The organism is Monashia sp. HAY1-2A (genome assembly GCF_056755315.1).
Map to the genome: position 1 here is coordinate 1 of NZ_JBNDHY010000098.1, position 17,085 is coordinate 17,085.

Consider the following 17,085-nt stretch of genomic DNA (forward strand, 5'->3'; position numbering starts at 1 on the left):
CCCTCCTACGGTTCTGACCGGCGTCGCGAGGGCGGTGACCGTCCCTCCTACGGTTCTGACCGTCCCTCGTACGGTGGTGACCGGCGCCGCGACGGTGGTGACCGTCCCTCCTACGGTTCTGACCGGCGTCGCGAGGGCGGTGACCGTCCCTCCTACGGTTCTGACCGTCCCTCGTACGGTGGCGACCGGCGCCGCGACGGCGGTGACCGTCCCTCCTACGGTGGCGACCGGCGCCGCGACGGCGGGGACCGTCCCTCCCACGGTGGCGACCGTCCCTCCTACGGTGGTGACCGGCGCCGCGACGGCGGGGACCGTCCCTCCCCCCGTGGCGACCGTCCCTCCTACGGTGGTGACCGGCGCCGCGACGGTGGCGACCGGCGCCGCGACGGCGGTGACCGTCCCTCCTACGGTGGCGACCGGCGCCGCGACGGCGGTGACCGTCCCTCCTACCGTGGCGACAGTCCCTCCTACGGTGGTGACCGGCGCCGCGACGGCGGTGACCGCCCCTCCTACGGTTCTGACCGGCGCCGCGAGAGCGGTCGTCCCTCCCGCGACCGTGAGCGGTCCGGCGGGCGTCCGCGCCGTGACGAGCGTGACGGCGCGCCGGCGCAGCGCGGCGGGTCGCGCCTGACGCCCACGTCGCCCCGCAAGCCCGAGCCGGCGATCCGTGAGGGTGTCACCGGCTACGAGCTGGACCGCGGCGTCAAGAACCAGCTGCGCACGCTGTCCAAGGAGAACGCCGAAGGCGTGGCGCAGCACCTCGTGATGGTCGCCGAGCTGCTCGACGTCGACGTCGAGGCGGCCCTCGCCCACGCGGAGACCGCGGTGCGTCGCGCCGGGCGGGTCCCCGCCGCCCGCGAGGCCCTCGGTCTCGTCGCCTACCGCATGGGCGACTGGGCCCGGGCGCTCGGTGAGTTCCGGACCGTTCGTCGGCTCTCGGGCTCGAGCCACCTGCTGCCGCTCATGGTCGACTGCGAGCGCGGCCTCGGCCGCCTCGCCAAGGCCCTCGAGCTGGCACAGACGCCCGAGGCGCAGAACCTGGCCGTCGACGACCGGGTCGAGCTCGCCATCGTCGTGTCAGGCATCCGGCGCGACCTCGGCCAGCTCGACGCTGCCGCCGCGGGCCTGTCCGACCTCGTCAAGCGGGTCAACCCGAACCGACCGCTTGCCGCACGCCTGTACTACGCCTACGCCGACGCCCTCCTGGCCGCGGGCGACACCGAGGCTGCGCGCGAGTGGTTCGCCCGGGCGGCCGACGCCGACCATGATCTCGTCACCGACGCCGCCGAACGCCTCGAGGAGCTCGACGGCATCGACCTCACCGACCTGCTCGGGGGTGAGGACGAGGAGGTCGACGACCTCGACGACCTCGACGACCTCGACGACAGCGACGACAGCGACGACGCGTCGCGCGGGCGTGGCTGACCGGGGCTTCGTCGACGCCTACGACGGGGTCGTCTGCGACCTCGACGGCGTGGTCTACCGCGGCGACGACGCCATCGACGGCGCCCCGAAGGCACTGCAGGACATCGTCGCCCGGGGCGTCCGCGTCGTCTACGCGACGAACAACGCCTCCCGGGTGCCGGCCGAGGTGGCCGCACAGCTCGGGAGCCTGGGCGCCCCCGGAGGTGCGGACGACGTCGTCACGAGTGCGCAGGCCGGGGCCGAGCGACTGGCGTCCACCCTCGCACCCGGCTCGCCGGTGCTCGCCCTGGGCGGACCCGGTGTGACCGAGGCGCTGACGCGCGCCGGGTTGCGTCCGATCCCGCCCGGCCGCGCGAACCACCTCGACCCGGAGGAGCCGTGTGTCGCGGTGCTGCAGGGGTTCGGCCGCAACCTGACCGTGCTCGACCTCGAGGACGCGGCACGCCTGCTTCAGGCCGACGTGCGTTGGGTGGCGACCAACGACGACGCGACCCTGCCGATGCCGTGGGGAGACGCCCCGGGCAACGGGGCCTACGTCGACCTGCTGGCCTCCGCCGTGGGCCGGCGCCCCGAGGTCGTCGGCAAGCCGCACGCCCCGCTCTACCGCCTGGCGACCGCCCGGCTCCGGGCAGACCCCGCCCGCGTCCTGGCCGTGGGCGACCGGCTCGACACCGACATCGCGGGCGCACGCGCGGCCGGGACCGACTCCGCGTGGGTGCTCACCGGAGTCGGTCGTCCCAGCCACCTGCTCGCCACCGACCTGCGCCCGACCGTCGTCGTCCGCCACGTGGCCGACCTTCTCGACCCGCTCGACCCGCCGACCCGTCACGAGGGCGTCTGGGTCTGCGGCGGCAGCCGCGTCCGCATGAGCGACGGCGCCCTCGAGGTCCTCGGGTCGGAGGCGTCGAAGGGGTGCTCCCGTGACACCGACCTGCTCCGCGCGGGACTCGCGGCCCTCGTCGAGCGCCGGGATGCCGGTGACCCCGTCTCGGGGCTGGCCGAGGCCGCTGCCCGGCTCGACGGCCTCGCGGCCGGGCACCCGCTAGCCTGACCCGAGCGGCACCACCACGACGGAGGACGGACATGTTCGGGCAGGACCCCAGGCAGACGGACGCCGACGAGGTCGACGAGACGACCGAGACGACCGAGACGACCGAGACGACCGAGACGACCGACGGCACCGACGAGACGGACACCTACACCGACGAGCAGGGCGACGTCGAGGGCGACGCGGAGGTGCGGTTCGAGCCCTCCTTCGACGAGCGGGCGGAGCCGGAGGCGCCGGCCACGGGGGACCCGTCCATCGACGACGCCATGACCGATCTCGCTGTGGCACAGTCCGGCTCGTTCGAGGAGCGCATCGAGGCGGGGGAGCGCGCGCACCGACTGCTGCAGGGCCGGCTGGGCGGCCTCGGCGAGGCGTGAGCGGACGCCGGCTCGACGCCGAGCTGGTCCGCCGGGGGCTCGCCCGCTCCCGGGGCCAGGCTCGCGAGCTCGTCGACGCCGGTGACGTCCTCGTCGACGGGCGGCCGGCGGCCAGGGCATCCACCACCGTCGACGACGACACCGCGATCGCGCTGGCCCGGGAGCCGGACCGGTGGGTGGGCCGCGCTGCACGCAAGCTGCTGCACGCCCTCGACACGTGGCCCGTGGCCGTGCAGGGCCGGCGCTGCCTCGACGTCGGGGCGAGCACCGGCGGGTTCACCCAGGTTCTCCTGGAGCGGGGTGCCGCGCACGTGACCGCACTCGACGTCGGCCACGGTCAGCTGGTGCCAACGCTGGCCCGCCACCCCCGGGTGCGCGACCTGCCGGGCACGAACGTCCGCGACGTCGACGTCGAGACCCTCGGCGGCCGCTTCGACCTCGTCGTCTCCGACCTGTCGTTCATCTCGCTCGCCGTCGCCCTGCCGGCCATGCGCCCGCTCGTCACCGATGCCGGCGACCTCGTCGTCCTCGTCAAGCCCCAGTTCGAGGCCGGTCGCGAGAGGCTGGGGCGCAAGGGCGTCGTGACGTCCGTGCACGAGCACCGCCGTGTGCTGCGCGAGGTGGCCGCCGTCGCCACCCGGTTGGGCCTGCACGTGCACGGTGCCGCGCCCAGCCCGATCAAAGGGGGTGACGGCAACCGCGAGTTCCTCCTCTGGCTCGCGCCGAGGCGCCCGGAGCCGGGTGCCCCCGCCGCGGACCCGACGGTCGTCGATGACATGCTGGTGGCCGTAGCAGCCGTCGACCCGGAGGGAGCGCCGTGACGCGTCGGATCCTGCTCGTGGCCCACCCGCGGCGTCCCGAAGCCCTGACGGTCGCCAAGGGCGTCGTGGAGCGACTCACCCGCGTCGGCATCGACGTCTCCCTCCAGGCCGACGAGGCCCAGGTCCTCGACCTCGAGGACAGCACCCGCGTCCACGTCGCCTCCAAGCAGGAACGGGCCGCCGAGGGCTGCGACCTCGTCGTCGTCCTCGGCGGCGACGGCACGATCCTGCGGGGCGCCGAGTTCGCCCGGCGCGTCGACGTGCCCCTCCTCGGCGTCAACCTCGGCCACGTCGGCTTCCTCGCCGAGGCCGAGAGGGACGACCTCGACGCCACCGTCGAGCACATCGCCAACAAGGACTACGCCGTCGAGGAGCGCATGACGCTCCACGTCGACGTGAGGCTGCACGGCGAGCTCATCGCGAGCAGCTGGGCCCTCAACGAGGTCAGCGTCGAGAAGGCGGCCCGGGAGCGGATGCTCGAGACGACGATCGAGGTCGACGGGCGGCCGCTGTCGAGCTGGGGCTGCGACGGCGTCATCGTCTCGACCCCGACCGGCTCGACGGCGTACGCGTTCTCGGCCGGTGGCCCGGTCATCTGGCCTCAGGTCGAGGCGATGCTGCTCGTGCCGAGCGCCGCCCACGCACTCTTCGCCAGGCCGCTCGTTCTCGGGCCGGACTCGCACCTGGCCATCGAGATCAAGGCCGCCACCGAGGGGTCCGGCGTCATGTGGTGCGACGGGCGACGCCACGTCGCCCTGCCGCCCGGCGCCCGCATCGAGGTCCGCAAGGGTCTGCGGCCGATCCGCCTCGCGCGGCTGAGCCGGGCCCCGTTCACCGACCGGCTCGTCGCGAAGTTCGACCTGTCGGTCGAGGGCTGGCGCGGAAACGGCGACTCCGGCCAGTCGGGGGACAAGCCGGCGGTGCGTGGGGGTGCCCGGCCCTAAGGTGGGTCCCGTGTTCAGCCAGATGCGGATCCGCGGCGTCGGGGTCATCGACGAGGCCGTCCTCGACCTCAGTCCGGGTCTCAACGTGCTCACCGGCGAGACCGGTGCCGGCAAGACGATGGTCGTCTCCGGGCTGGGGCTCCTCCTCGGCGAGCGGGCCGACTCCGGGCTCGTGCGTGCCGGTGCCGAATCCGCCTTCGTCGAGGGCGTCGTCCAGCTGCCGCTGGACCACCCCGCCCTCGTCCGGGCCGACGACGCCGGCGCAGAGCACGACGACGGCGAGCTCGTCATCGCCCGCACCATCGCCGCCAGCGGTCGCTCCCGCGCCCACGTCGGCGGCCGCACGGCGCCGGTCGGCGTCCTCGCCGAGCTCGGCCGGCTGCTCGTCGCCGTCCACGGCCAGTCCGACCAGTGGCGCCTCAGGCAGGGTGATGCGCACCGCGAGGTGCTCGACGACTTCGGCGGTGCCCCGCTCCGCGACCTGCGCGACCGGGTCGGTGACCTGTACGACCGGTGGCGCGAGACGCGCCGGGAGCACGAGCGCCTCGTGTCCGAGGCTCGCGAACGCGCGCGCGAGATCGACGGGCTGACCGCGTCGCTCGAGGAGATCGAGGCCGTCGACCCGCAACCCGGCGAGGACCTGATGCTGAGGGCCGAGGACGAACGCCTGGCTCACGCCGACACCCTGCGCCTCGCGGCCGGGCAGGCCCTCGCCGACCTCAGCGGTGACGAGGTCGCCGCCGAGTCGGCCCCCAACGTCCGTGAGCTGCTCGCGGCCGCCCGCTCGGCCCTCGCACCGGCCACCGGGCACGACGAGTCGCTGCGCGGCCTCGACGAGCGGCTCCACGAGGTCGGTACCCTCGTCACCGACCTGTCGGCCGACCTCGCGGCCTACCTCGACGACGTCGAGCTCGACCCCGACCGGCTCACCTTCGTCCAGGAGCGCCGGGCCGCGCTCGGGGCCCTGACCCGCAAGTACGGCGAGACGGTCGACGAGGTCCTCGCCTGGGGACAGCGCGCCGCCGCCCGGCTCGACGAGCTCGTCCGCGCCGACGACCGCGTCACGGGTCTGGCCGCCGAGCTCGAGGCCCTGCAGGCCGACCTCGTCGAGGCGTCGGTCTCCCTGTCCGAGGCGCGCCGCGCTGCAGCCGACGAGTTCGCGGAGCGCGTGTCCGACGAGCTGGCCCACCTGGCCATGGGCAAGGCGGTGCTGGCCGTCGACGTGCGCCACCGCACCGACCCCGACGGCACACTTCTCCCGGACGGTGAGCGGGTCCGCCTGTCCCGCACCGGGATCGACGACGTCGAGATCCTCCTGGCCGCCAACCCCGGTGCCCAGCCGCGCAGCGTCGCACGTGCGGCGAGCGGCGGCGAGCTGTCGCGGGTCATGCTCGCGCTCGAGGTGGTCGGGTCGCACACCGCGAACGCCGGCCCTCCGACCTTTGTCTTCGACGAGGTCGACGCGGGCGTCGGCGGCCGCGCCGCCCTGGACGTCGGGGCGCGCCTCGCGGCCCTCGCCGAACAGGCACAGGTCATCGTCGTGACGCACCTGGCGCAGGTCGCCGCCTTCGCCGACCGGCACCTCGTGGTCCACAAGGCCGACGACGGGCGCGTCACCTCGAGCAGCGTCAGCGCCGTCGCCGGCGGGGACCGCCTGCGCGAGCTGTCGCGGATGATGGGCGGCGACCCCGACTCCGAGGCCGGACTCGCGCACGCCGAGGACCTCCTCGAGCAGACGGCCACGGCCCGCGCTGCGCGCGGGACGAAGCGGGGCAGGAAGCCGGCCGGGGAGCCGCGCCGGCAGCGGACCAGGGCGTCCTGACCGGAGCGACGCGTCCAGGGCCACGAGCCACGACGGCCCCCGCGAGGGCGCCGTGGAAGGATTGACCCGCCATGTCGATCTCCATCCGCCGTCGCGGCCACGCCCCGAGCTCGGGTCCGGGCGTGGTCGGGCCTGCGCGCGTCGACCGGCGCACGAAGAACCTGACCAAGCGCCTGCAGGCCGGAGACGTCGCGGTCATCGACCACACCGACCTCGACAAGGTCAGCGCCGACGCGCTCGTCGCGGCCCGGCCGGCGGCCGTCGTCAACGCGGCCGCCTCGATCAGTGGTCGCTACCCGAACCTCGGCCCGCAGATCCTCGTCGAGGCCGGCATCCCGCTGCTCGACGCCGCCGGCGGGGAGGTCATGTCGCTCGAGGACGGCCAGTCCGTCCGGCTCGACGGCGACGACCTGTGGTCCGGCGACCGAAAGGTCACGACGGGCCGGCGTCTGGACGCCGACGCCGTGCAGTCCGAGATGCACGACGCGCGCGCCGGCCTCGCCGTGCAGATCGAGGCCTTCGCGACGAACACGATGGAGTTCATCCGCAAGGAGCGTGACCTGCTCCTCGACGGCATCGGCATCCCACCGATCACGACGACGATCGACGGGCGCCACTGCCTCATCGTCGTGCGCGGCTACCACTACCGCGAGGACCTCGAGACGCTGCGCCCGTACATCCGCGAGTACCGGCCCGTCCTCATCGGCGTCGACGGCGGTGCCGACGCCATCCTCGAGGCGGGGCACCGGCCCGACCTCATCGTCGGCGACATGGACTCGGTCTCCGACGAGGCGCTGACCTGCGGCGCCGAGGTCGTGGTCCACGCCTACCGCGACGGTCGAGCCCCGGGGCTGGCCCGCGTGGAGGCCCTCGGCATCGAGCCGGTCGTCTTCCCCGCGGCGGGCACGAGCGAGGACGTCGCCATGCTCCTCGCCGACGACGCCGGGGCCGAGCTCATCGTGGCCGTCGGCACCCACGTCACGCTCGTCGAGTTCCTCGACAAGGGCCGCGACGGCCAGGCGTCGACCTTCCTGACGCGGTTGCGCGTCGGGGGCAAGCTCGTCGACGCCAAGGGCGTCAGCCGTCTCTACCGGGCTCGCATCCCGGGTCGCCTCCTCGTCGCGATGTGCGTCGCCGGGCTGCTCGCGCTCTTCGCCGCCCTCAGCGCGACCCCCGTGGGGAAGGCGTGGCTGCAGGTCGTCGCCGCGCGCTGGGACGACCTCTGGAACGCCGTCGTTGGGATCTTCACGTGATCGACTTCCGATACCACCTCGTCTCCATCATCTCGATCTTCCTCGCGCTCGCCGTCGGCATCGTCCTCGGCGCCGGGCCGCTGCAGGCCACGATCGGGGACACGCTCGGGGACCAGGTCGTCGCGCTCCGCTCCGAGAAGCAGACGCTCAACGACAAGCTGACGGCGAGCGAGAAGCTCGTCGAGGCCTCGGGCGAGTACGAGTCGGCGGTGCAGCCGCGGGTCGTCGAGGGACGCCTCACCGGCCACCGGGTCGTCGTCGTGGTCCTGCCGTCAGCCGACGGCACCCTGGCCGACGACCTCGAGAACGTCATCCCGCAGAGCGGCGCCACGAGCACCGGTGCGGTGACGGTGAGCCCGGACTGGTTCGACCCGACGCAGGCAGGCGACCGCGAGCAGGCCGCGCGCCAGGCCGCGTCCGCGCTCGGGCTGCGCGGCACGGCGTCCGGCGACTCCCTGCTCGACCAGGTGCTGGCGCACCTCCTCGTCTCGCGGACCGACGCGGCATCGTCGACCCAGCGCACGACCGCCCTCAAGGTCCTCGCCGACGCCGGGCTCGTCGACAGCAGCGTCGACGACCTCGCACCGGCCGACCTCGCGATCGTCGTCTCCGGCGACTTCGCCGGGACGCAGGCCACCGTCGACCAGCGCAGCGAAGGCCTGCGCGCCATCCTCACCGGGCTCGCGCAGGGCTCGAACGGCACGGTCGTGGCGGGCGGTGAGCCGGTGGCGGCCGCCGGTCAGCCGGTGTCGTCCGATGCCGTGTCGGCCGTCCGGTCGAAGTCGGAGACCGCCGACGTCGTGGCCACCGTCGACCACGCGCGGGCCGGCAACGGCCCCGGCATCGTCGTCCTCGCGCTCGAGGGGCTGCTCGACGACCGCGTCGGGCACTACGGCATCTCCACCGAAGCGACGGCCACGGTGCCCAGGGTCCTGCCGTGACGGCCGCGCGACGGCGCGAGCACCTCCTCACCCTCGTGGGCTCGGCTGCGGCGGCCTGGGCCACCGGCCGCGCCGCCCGCCGCCTTCCGCGCCGCCTCGCCGAGCCGTGGGAGCGGACCAACCACGCCGGCCGGACGGTCACGCTGCTCGAGGGGCCCGCCCTCGTCGCCGGTGCCGTCGCCGGCGCCCTGCTCGGCCGGGCCGAGCGCCCCGTGCACCGGACGGCGGTGGCCGTCGCGGCCGGTGCGGCCGGTGCCCTCGGCGCTCTCGACGACCTCGCCGGCGGCACCGCCGACAAGGGTCTGCGGGGGCACCTCGCGGCCCTGCGCCGGGGGGAGGTGACGACCGGCGCCGTCAAGGTCGTCGGTCTCGGCGCCACGGGGCTGTTCGTTTCCGCCCTCTGCGACTCCGGACGCCGCCCGCGCGGTGGCGTCGTCGCGTCGGTCGTCGGCGGGGCCGTCGTGGCAGGGGCCGCCAACGCGGTCAACCTCTTCGACCTGCGGCCGGGCCGCGCCCTCAAGGTCACCGTCGTGGCAGCAGCCCCCCTCGTCGGGTCATCCGCGGCGGCCTCGGCCGCACTGGGCGCCTCCCTCGGCGTCGCTGCGGACGACCTCGCCGCACGGTCGATGCTCGGCGACACCGGGGCGAACGCCGCCGGGGCGCTCGTCGGCCTGGCGGTCCTCGAGCGCACCGGTCTGGCCGGGCGGCTCGTCGCGCTCGCCGGCCTCACGGCGCTGACGCTGGCCTCCGAACGCGTCAGCTTCACCCGGGTCATCGAGGGCAACGGTGTGCTGCGTGCCCTCGACGAGTGGGGCAGGAGCCCGCGGTGACCGCACCCGGCCCGGACGGCGGTGCGGGCCGCCGCGCGGCAGGGCCCGGCATCCTCGCCGCAGCCGGCACCATCGCCGCCATCACCCTGGTCGCCCGGGTCGTCGGCTTCGGCCGGTGGTTCGTCTTCTCCCACTCGGTCGGGGCCACCTGCGTCGGCAGCGTCTACCAGTCGGTGAACGCCGTGCCCAACGTCCTGTTCGAGATCGCCGCCGGCGGCGTCCTGGCCGCGGTCGCCGTGCCGCTCGTCGCCGGTGCCCTCGCGCGGGGCGCCCGGGACGAGGCCGACGCCACGGCCTCGGCGCTGCTCACGTGGGCCGTGCTCGTGCTCGTGCCGATCGGGGCCGTCGTCGCCCTGGCCGCGCGACCGACCGCGGCGGCACTCCTCGGCACCGGTTGCCCGGGAGAGGTCGACCTCGGCGCCGAGCTGCTCGTCGTCTTCGCCGCGCAGGTTCCCCTCTACGGCATCGGCATCGTCCTCGCGGGCGTCCTGCAGTCGCACCGGCGCTTCGTCGGGGCGGCCGTCGCGCCGCTGCTGTCCAGCGGCGTCGTCATCGTCACCTACCTGCTCTACCGGGCTCTTGCGGCCGACCCCGCCGCCCCGATCGCCGACGTGCCGGGTGCCGCCATCGGCGTCCTGGCCGGGGGAACGACGCTCGGCGTGGTCGCCCTGAGCCTGCCGCTCGTGGTGCCGGTGGGTCGCGCGGGGATCCGGCTGCGCCCGCGCCTGCGCTTCCCGACCGGCGTGGCGCCCCGGGTGCGCTCGCTGGCGGTGGCCGGCCTGCTCGCCGTCGCCGGTCAGCAGGTCGCCACCCTCGTCGTCATCCGCCTCGCCAACGACCGCGGTGGAGCCGGCACCCTCAACGTCTACACCTACGCCCAGGCCGTGACGCTCCTGCCGTACGCCGTGCTCGCCGTGCCGCTCGCGACGGCCGCCTTCCCATCCCTCGCGAGCGCCGCCGGCGCCCGGACCACCGACGGCGTGGCCGCCACCGGCGCCGATCCGTCGGCCACGCTGCGACGGGCGTGGCTCGCGACCCTCGTCGTCAGCCTGGCCGGAGTGGCCGGACTGGTCGCCGTCGCCCGTCCGGTGGGTGCCTTCTTCGTCGCACTCGACGCCGGGTCCCGTACCGAGGCGACCCTCGGGACCCTTGCCGCCATGGGCGACGCCGTGACGTTCTTCGCGCCGTCGGTCCTCGGCCTCGCGGTCATCGGGCTGCTGACCCGGGCGTCGTACGTGCGCGGCTCCGCCGTGCTCGCCGGCGCCCTCGCGGCCGGGGGGTGGCTCGTCTCGGCCGTGCTCGCGCTCCTCACCCTGGACCCGTCGGGTGCCGGTGGGCCGAGGACCTTGACGGTCCTCGCGGCGTCCACGAGCGGCGGCCTGCTGGCCGGTGCCCTCGCCCTCGTCGTGCTCGTCGGGTCGACGTGGGGCTGGCGGGCGCTCGCGGTCCCGGCGCGGCCGCTGCTCGGGACGCTCGCCGGCGCGGCCGTCGCCGCCCTCCTGGGCCGCGGCGCCTCCGGCTGGCTGGGACTGCACGGCATCGGCACCTCGCTCGGGGGCAGCGTCATCGTCGGGGTGACGGTCGGCGTCGCCGCCGTCGCCCTCATGGCCGGGATCGCCGTCACCGTCGACCCCTCGCTCGGCCGTCGGCTCCGCCGGGCCCGGACGCCGCGCGTCGTGGCCGGCCGGGGGGAGGCGGCCTCGTGAAGGTGCTCCAGGTCGTCGGTCGCTCCACGGGCGGCATCGGCCACCACGTCACCGACCTCGTCGCCGGCCTGCGCCGCGACGGTCACCAGGTCGTCGTGGCCACGGCCGCCTCGACGGCCGGGGCGCTGGCCTGGCACGACGCGCACCTGCTGTGGCCCGTCCACCGCGGCCTGCGTGCACCCCGCGGGCTCGTCGACTGGCACCGGATCATGCGTCTGGCATCGGGCGCCGACGTCGTGCACGCGCACGGGCACCAGGCCGCCGTCGTGGCGGCCGTCGCCGTCGCCCGCTCGCGTCCACGACCCCGCCTCGTCGTCTCGCTGCACAACGACCTGCCCCCCGGCACGTCGCGGCCGGCGCGGTCGGTCCTGCGATGGGCGCTGCGTCGGGCCGACCTCGTCACCGGCGCGAGCGCCGACCTCGTCGAGCTCGCCTCGCACCTCGGTGCACCCCGCGTCGAGGCTGCGGACGTCCCGTCGCCGCAGACGGCCTCGCTGCTCGTCGCCGATGCGCTCGGTGACGACGAGCGCACGGCGCTGCTCTCGTCGGCGGGGGTCCCGACCGACCGGCCGGTCGTGCTCACCGTCTCGCGGGTCGCGCCGCAGAAGCAGCTGGCCACCCTCGTCGACGCGGCGGCGGCGTCCCGGGAACGGGCCACGTGGGTCGTCGTCGGCGACGGCGACCCCGAGCTGCGCGAGCAGCTCGAGTCGCGCGCGTCCGGCGGCGGCGCCGCCGTCCGGTTCGTCGGGGCCAGCGACGACGTCGGGCTCTGGCTGCGCGCCGCCGACGTCTTCGTCCTGACGAGCCGGTGGGAGGCCCGCGCCCTCGTCGTGCAGGAGGCGATGGCAGCGGCCCTGCCGGTCGTCGTGCCCCGCACCGGTGGCCTGCCGCAGCTCGTCGGCGGCGCCGGCGTCCTCACGCCGGTCGGGGACGCCGCAGCCCTCGCCGCCCACGTGGACCGCCTCCTGGCCGACCCGGAGGAACGGCACGCCCTCGGGCTGGCCGCTCGCGTGCAGGCCGCTCACTGGGCGACACCCGAGGAGGAGACGCGCCGGTGGGTCGCGCGCTACACCGAGGCCCTGCGCGGATGACGTAGACTTAAAGCCCGTGGTGGAAACGACGAAGCACATCTTTGTGACCGGGGGCGTTGCCTCCTCGCTCGGCAAGGGCCTCACGGCATCCAGCCTCGGACGACTTCTGCGATCGCGGGGCCTGCGGGTCACCATGCAGAAGCTCGACCCCTACCTCAACGTCGACCCCGGGACGATGAACCCGTTCCAGCACGGTGAGGTCTTCGTCACCGACGACGGCGCCGAGACCGACCTCGACATCGGCCACTACGAGCGCTTCCTCGACGTCAACCTCGTCGGCAGCGCGAACGTGACCACCGGTCAGGTCTACAACAACGTCATCGCCAAGGAGCGCCGCGGCGAGTACCTCGGCGACACCGTCCAGGTCATCCCGCACATCACGAACGAGATCGTCTCGCGGATGCGGGCGCTCGCCACGGGTGGTCCCGACGCGCCCGACGTCATCATCACCGAGATCGGCGGCACCGTCGGCGACATCGAGTCGCTGCCCTTCCTCGAGGCGGCGCGCCAGGTGCGCCACCTCATCGGCCGCGACAACAGCTTCTTCCTCCACGTCTCGCTCGTGCCCTACCTCGCCCCGAGCGGCGAGCTGAAGACCAAGCCGACGCAGCACTCGGTCGCGGCGCTGCGCCAGGTCGGCATCCAGCCCGACGGCCTCGTCCTGCGCGCCGACCGCGAGATCCCCGAGCCGATCAAGCGCAAGATCTCCCTCATGTGCGACGTCGACGTCGACGCGGTCGCCGCGGCCGTCGACGCCCCGAGCATCTACGACATCCCGAAGGTCCTGCACCGCGAGCGGCTCGACGCCTACGTCATCCGCCGGCTCGGGCTCAACTTCCGCGACGTCGACTGGACGGAGTGGGACCAGCTGCTCCAGCGCGTCCACGACCCCGAGCACGACGTCGAGGTCGCGCTCGTGGGCAAGTACATCGACCTGCCCGACGCGTACCTGTCGGTGACGGAGGCGCTGCGAGCCGGCGGGTTCCACCACGACGCCAAGGTCCGCATCCGCTGGGTCGCGAGCGACGAGTGCCAGACCCCGGCCGGTGCCCAGCGCGCTCTCGGCGGTGTCGACGCGGTCCTCGTGCCCGGCGGCTTCGGCGTGCGCGGCATCGAGGGCAAGCTCGGCGCGCTGACGTGGGCCCGCGAGAAGCAGGTCCCGACCCTCGGCATCTGCCTCGGCCTCCAGTGCATGGTCATCGAGTACGCCCGCTCCGCGCTCGGCGTGGACGACGCCAGCTCCACGGAGTTCGACCCGCAGACCCAGCACCCCGTCATCGCGACGATGGAGGAGCAGAAGGCCTTCGTCGAGGGCGCTGGCGACCTCGGCGGCACGATGCGTCTCGGCCTCTACCCGGCGGCCCTCAGGGAGGGCAGCGTCGTGCGCGAGGCGTACGGCGCGGCCCAGGTCAAGGAGCGTCACCGCCACCGCTACGAGGTCAACAACGCCTACCGCGAGGACCTCGAGAAGGCGGGACTCGTCTTCTCGGGCACCTCGCCCGACGGCACCCTCGTCGAGTTCGTCGAGCTGCCGCGCGAGGTCCACCCGTACTACGTGTCGACGCAGGCGCACCCCGAGTTCCTCTCCCGCCCGAACCGCGCCCACCCGCTGTTCGCCGGTCTCATCGGTGCGGCCCTCGAGCGCCAGCGCAGCGAGCGGCTCGTCGAGGTCGAGCGCCGGCGCTCGGAGGCCGCAGCCGAGGGCCCGGGCCGGGACGGCGCGGAGGACCCCATGACCGTGGGCGACGCCGTCGATGCCGTCAGAGCCCCCGACGTGCACGTGCCGGTGGCCGTCGCCGCCGACCACGACTGACGCGTGAGCCCGTCCGGCCTGTCAGGCCTGTCGGCGCCCGTCGGCTCCGGTGAGGACCTCGTCGAGGAGTGGCGCAGCCACCCCGTCGTGGAGTCCGAGCTCGTCTTCGAGGGCCTCATCTTCGACGTCCGCCGCGACCGGGTCGACCTCGGCGAGGGCGGCGTCGTCACGCGCGACTACATCGAGCACCCCGGCGCCGTCAGCATCCTCGCGCTGCGGGAGGTCGACGGCGTCGAGCACGTCCTGCTCATCAGGCAGTACCGCCACGCCTCGGCCGGCTCCGTCTGGGAGCTGCCGGCCGGCCTGCTCGACGTCGACGGGGAGCCGCCCTTCGAGGCGGCCGTCCGTGAGCTGGCCGAGGAGGTCGACCTGGCCGCGGACGAGTGGCACGTCCTCGCCGACGACATCACCTCGCCCGGCGCGTTCGCCGAACCGGTCCGCGTGTTCCTCGCCCGTGGCCTGCACGACGTGCCCGAGGCCTCCCGGCACGAGCGCACCGCGGAGGAGCTGAGCCTGCGGCCGCTGTGGGTGCCGCTCGACGACGCCGTCGCCGCGGCGCTCGCCGGGCGCATCAGCAACTCGGCGACCCTCGTGGGGCTGCTCGCGGCGCACGCGTCGCGCGCCGGCGGCTGGGCATCGCTGCGTCCCCGGGACGCCGCGTGGCCGGCCCGAGACGCCCAGGCCGCCCGACGGTGAGAGCGGGCGGTCCTCCGCACCGGGGAGACGCGCCGGCGTGCCCGTGCGGCAGCGGCTCCGGCCTCGACCGGTGCTGCGGCCCGGTGGTCTCGGGGGCGCGTGCCGCCGCGACGGCCGAGGAGCTCATGCGTTCGCGCTACACGGCGTTCGCCACCGGCGACGCCGGCCACCTGTTCCGCACGTGGCACCCGCGGACGCGACCGGACGACGTCGAGCTCGACGCCTCGACGCGCTGGGTCGGTCTCACGGTGCTGCGCACCGAGGACGGTGGGCCGGCCGACGAGCACGGCCTGGTCGAGTTCGTGGCGTCGTGGGCCGACTCATCCGGAACCGGTGCGGCGCGTCGGGGCGAGCTGCACGAGGTCAGCCGGTTCGCCCGCCGGGCCGGGCGCTGGCTCTACGTCGACGGTGACCACGGCTGAGACCGCGTGCCGGCGCTCATCGGCGCGGCCCCGGCGCCGGCGCAGCACGGCCACGGCGACACCACCGAGGAGCAGGACCCCGCCGGCGACCTCGAGCGGGTGCGGCCGCTCGGCGTAGACGAGCCCGGCGGCGGCCATCCCGAAGACCGGCACGAGCATCGCGAAGGGCGTGACGCGCGCGACCGTGTAGCGGGCCAGCAGCGTGTTCCAGATGCCGTAGCCGACGAGCGAGGACAGGTAGGCGGTGTAGGCGGTCGACAGCACCGCCGACCAGTGGACATGGGTCACCGCACGGCCGATGGCCTCGGGACCCTCGAGCAGCCAGGACAGCGCGAGCGCGGGCAGCGGGACGACGAGCCCGGACCACACGGTGACGCCGAGCCCGGCGCCCGGGCCGAGGGCACCGGCCCGCCTCGTGAGGACGTTGCCCACCGCCCACGAGACCGCCGCGAGCACGAGGACGACGAGGGGCAGAAGGGGTGCGGACAGGCCACGTCCGGCGGCGATGACCAGCAGGCCCGCGCCACCGAGCGCGACGCCGACCCGCTGGGTGCGTGAGGGCCGCTCGTGCAGCCACACCGCGGCGATGACGACCGTGAGCAGCACCTGCGCCTGCAGGACGAGGGAGGCCAGCCCGGGCGGCATGCCGAGGTGCAGCGAGACGTACATGAGGGCGAACTGGCCGAGGCTCGTGAAGAGGCCGATGAGGGCGAGGTCGCGCCACGGGAGGGCGGGCCGCCGGACGATGAGCACGGCCGGTACGCAGACGACGACGAACCGGACCGCGAGGAACAGCAGCGGTGGCACGGAGTCGAGGCCGGTGCGGATGGCGACGAAGTTGGTGCCCCACAGGAGGGCGACGAGGACGGCCAGGGCGGAGTCTCGGCGGCGCATGGAGCCCATCGTCGAGGGCAGCGACCGTTCACGTCCATCAAACTGTCGTGCCGTTGACTGTGTAGCATCGCTGCATGATCGATCCGGTCGCGCTGCGCTCTCTCGTCGCCGTCGAGGCCCACGGCTCCGTCGGGGCGGCCGCGGCGGCCCTCGACTACACGCCGAGCGCCGTCTCGCAGCAGATCAAGCGGCTCGAGAACCAGACGGGCGTGCAGCTGCTCGAGCGTCAGGGCAGGGGCGTGCTGCTGACCGAGGCCGGCCGCACCCTGACCGAGTCGGCCCGGGACCTGCTCTCGCACATGGAGCGCCTCGAGTCGCGGCTGCACGGCGTCAGCGGAGAGGCCGTGGGCACCGTGCGGCTCGCGACCTTCGCGACGGCGTACCGGGGCATCGTCGTCGGCGCCATCGGCCGGCTGCGTCGCGCGGCGCCCGGGGTACAGCTGCGCCCCGACGAGATCGACCCGTGGGACGCCGTCGACGCCGTGGCATCGGGCTCGCACGACCTGGCGCTCGTGCACAACTGGGAGCCGCTGCCGCTGCCGATCCCGGACCACCTGGAGGTCCGGCACCTCGGGCGGGACCGTGCCGACGTCCTCGTGCACGTCGACCATCCGCTCGCGGGTCGTACGAGCGTCGGGGTCGGTGACGTCCTCGACGCCGAGTGGGCGAGCGTGGCGCCCGGCTCCATCTGTCACCAGTGGCTCCAGAAGATGTACTTCGACGTCGGGCGGGCCCCCAGGATCGCCCACGTCGCGCTCGAGTTCGCGACGCACGTCGCACTCGTCGCGGACGGCGAGGCCGTCGCGCTCGTGCCCCGGCTCGGACGCGGGCCCCTGCCGCCCACGGTCGTGGCCGTGCCGATCGTCGACCCGGTGTCCGAACGCACCGTCAGCCTCGTGTGGCGGCGGACCATGACGGCCAGTCCCGCTCTCGCCGCGACCGTGGACTCCCTTGCGGCAGAGGCCCTGTCTCTTATACACATCTGACGCTGCCGACGACGGA

General features: G+C 74.7%; 16 protein-coding genes. 15 read left to right on the forward strand and 1 reads right to left on the reverse strand.

All coding sequences use genetic code 11. The annotated features are described in order from the left end of the window. From ACPYOM_RS14640 to ACPYOM_RS14705, 14 genes are all read left to right on the forward strand, one after another. Positions 1 to 1,425, forward strand: a 1,425-nt coding sequence (locus tag ACPYOM_RS14640; protein ID WP_481346518.1) for a tetratricopeptide repeat protein, incomplete at its 5' end; no start/stop codon positions are given. Continuing rightward, on the forward strand, positions 1,418 to 2,476 hold the full coding sequence (locus ACPYOM_RS14645) for an HAD-IIA family hydrolase (RefSeq protein WP_481346519.1): 1,059 nt from the start codon (positions 1,418 to 1,420) through the stop codon (positions 2,474 to 2,476). The genes ACPYOM_RS14640 and ACPYOM_RS14645, both read left to right, overlap by 8 nt. Before the next feature lie 32 nt (positions 2,477 to 2,508). Next, complete coding sequence (locus ACPYOM_RS14650) at positions 2,509 to 2,850, forward strand: hypothetical protein (protein ID WP_481346520.1); 342 nt, start codon at positions 2,509 to 2,511, stop codon at positions 2,848 to 2,850. Next, positions 2,847 to 3,671, forward strand: coding sequence for a TlyA family RNA methyltransferase (locus ACPYOM_RS14655; protein ID WP_481346521.1), 825 nt, complete (start codon positions 2,847 to 2,849; stop codon positions 3,669 to 3,671). Before ACPYOM_RS14650 ends, ACPYOM_RS14655 begins: the two co-directional genes overlap by 4 nt. Continuing rightward, positions 3,668 to 4,615: an NAD kinase gene (locus ACPYOM_RS14660; protein WP_481346522.1), complete on the forward strand. Its 948-nt coding sequence runs from the start codon at positions 3,668 to 3,670 to the stop codon at positions 4,613 to 4,615. The genes ACPYOM_RS14655 and ACPYOM_RS14660 overlap by 4 nt, the downstream gene beginning before the upstream one ends. A 10-nt stretch (positions 4,616 to 4,625) precedes the next feature. After that, the gene (gene recN, locus ACPYOM_RS14665) at positions 4,626 to 6,437 is read left to right on the forward strand and encodes a DNA repair protein RecN (RefSeq protein ID WP_481346523.1); all 1,812 of its coding nucleotides are present in this window, start codon (positions 4,626 to 4,628) and stop codon (positions 6,435 to 6,437) included. A gap of 71 nt (positions 6,438 to 6,508) precedes the next feature. Beyond that, entirely contained in the window at positions 6,509 to 7,690 is a 1,182-nt protein-coding gene (steA, locus tag ACPYOM_RS14670) for a putative cytokinetic ring protein SteA (RefSeq protein WP_481339835.1), read from the forward strand. Next, positions 7,687 to 8,631, forward strand: coding sequence for a copper transporter (locus ACPYOM_RS14675; RefSeq protein ID WP_481346524.1), 945 nt, complete (start codon positions 7,687 to 7,689; stop codon positions 8,629 to 8,631). The genes steA and ACPYOM_RS14675 overlap by 4 nt, the downstream gene beginning before the upstream one ends. Then, positions 8,628 to 9,461: a hypothetical protein gene (locus ACPYOM_RS14680; protein WP_481346525.1), complete on the forward strand. Its 834-nt coding sequence runs from the start codon at positions 8,628 to 8,630 to the stop codon at positions 9,459 to 9,461. Before ACPYOM_RS14675 ends, ACPYOM_RS14680 begins: the two co-directional genes overlap by 4 nt. Further along, positions 9,458 to 11,167: a murein biosynthesis integral membrane protein MurJ gene (murJ, locus tag ACPYOM_RS14685; protein ID WP_481346526.1), complete on the forward strand. Its 1,710-nt coding sequence runs from the start codon at positions 9,458 to 9,460 to the stop codon at positions 11,165 to 11,167. The genes ACPYOM_RS14680 and murJ overlap by 4 nt, the downstream gene beginning before the upstream one ends. Further along, entirely contained in the window at positions 11,164 to 12,258 is a 1,095-nt protein-coding gene (locus ACPYOM_RS14690; protein ID WP_481346527.1) for a glycosyltransferase family 4 protein, read from the forward strand. The genes murJ and ACPYOM_RS14690 overlap by 4 nt, the downstream gene beginning before the upstream one ends. Before the next feature lie 16 nt (positions 12,259 to 12,274). After that, positions 12,275 to 14,071, forward strand: a complete 1,797-nt coding sequence (locus ACPYOM_RS14695) for a CTP synthase (RefSeq protein ID WP_481346528.1) — start codon at positions 12,275 to 12,277, stop codon at positions 14,069 to 14,071. 3 nt (positions 14,072 to 14,074) lie between these two features. Further along, positions 14,075 to 14,767, forward strand: a complete 693-nt coding sequence (locus tag ACPYOM_RS14700) for an NUDIX domain-containing protein (protein ID WP_481346529.1) — start codon at positions 14,075 to 14,077, stop codon at positions 14,765 to 14,767. A gap of 125 nt (positions 14,768 to 14,892) precedes the next feature. Then, positions 14,893 to 15,189: a YchJ family protein gene (locus tag ACPYOM_RS14705; protein ID WP_481346530.1), complete on the forward strand. Its 297-nt coding sequence runs from the start codon at positions 14,893 to 14,895 to the stop codon at positions 15,187 to 15,189. On the opposite strand, the gene ACPYOM_RS14710 is transcribed toward ACPYOM_RS14705, so the two are convergent. Continuing rightward, positions 15,088 to 16,083: an EamA family transporter gene (locus tag ACPYOM_RS14710; protein ID WP_481346531.1), complete on the reverse strand. Its 996-nt coding sequence runs from the start codon at positions 16,081 to 16,083 to the stop codon at positions 15,088 to 15,090. The two genes, ACPYOM_RS14705 and ACPYOM_RS14710, sit on opposite strands and share 102 nt — an antisense overlap. 74 nt (positions 16,084 to 16,157) lie before the next feature. Here ACPYOM_RS14710 and ACPYOM_RS14715 point away from each other — a divergent pair, with 74 nt between their 5' ends. Then, positions 16,158 to 17,069: a LysR family transcriptional regulator gene (locus ACPYOM_RS14715; RefSeq protein WP_481346532.1), complete on the forward strand. Its 912-nt coding sequence runs from the start codon at positions 16,158 to 16,160 to the stop codon at positions 17,067 to 17,069. Positions 17,070 to 17,085: the final 16 nt, after the last annotated feature.

Coding starts and splice junctions, on each gene's coding strand:
- ACPYOM_RS14650 (WP_481346520.1), top strand. CDS start 2,509: ATGTTCGGGCAGGACCCCAGGCAGACGGACGCCGACGAGGTCGACGAG.
- steA (WP_481339835.1), top strand. CDS start 6,509: ATGTCGATCTCCATCCGCCGTCGCGGCCACGCCCCGAGCTCGGGTCCG.
- ACPYOM_RS14705 (WP_481346530.1), top strand. CDS start 14,893: ATGCGTTCGCGCTACACGGCGTTCGCCACCGGCGACGCCGGCCACCTG.
- ACPYOM_RS14710 (WP_481346531.1), bottom strand. CDS start 16,083: ATGCGCCGCCGAGACTCCGCCCTGGCCGTCCTCGTCGCCCTCCTGTGG.
- ACPYOM_RS14715 (WP_481346532.1), top strand. CDS start 16,158: ATGATCGATCCGGTCGCGCTGCGCTCTCTCGTCGCCGTCGAGGCCCAC.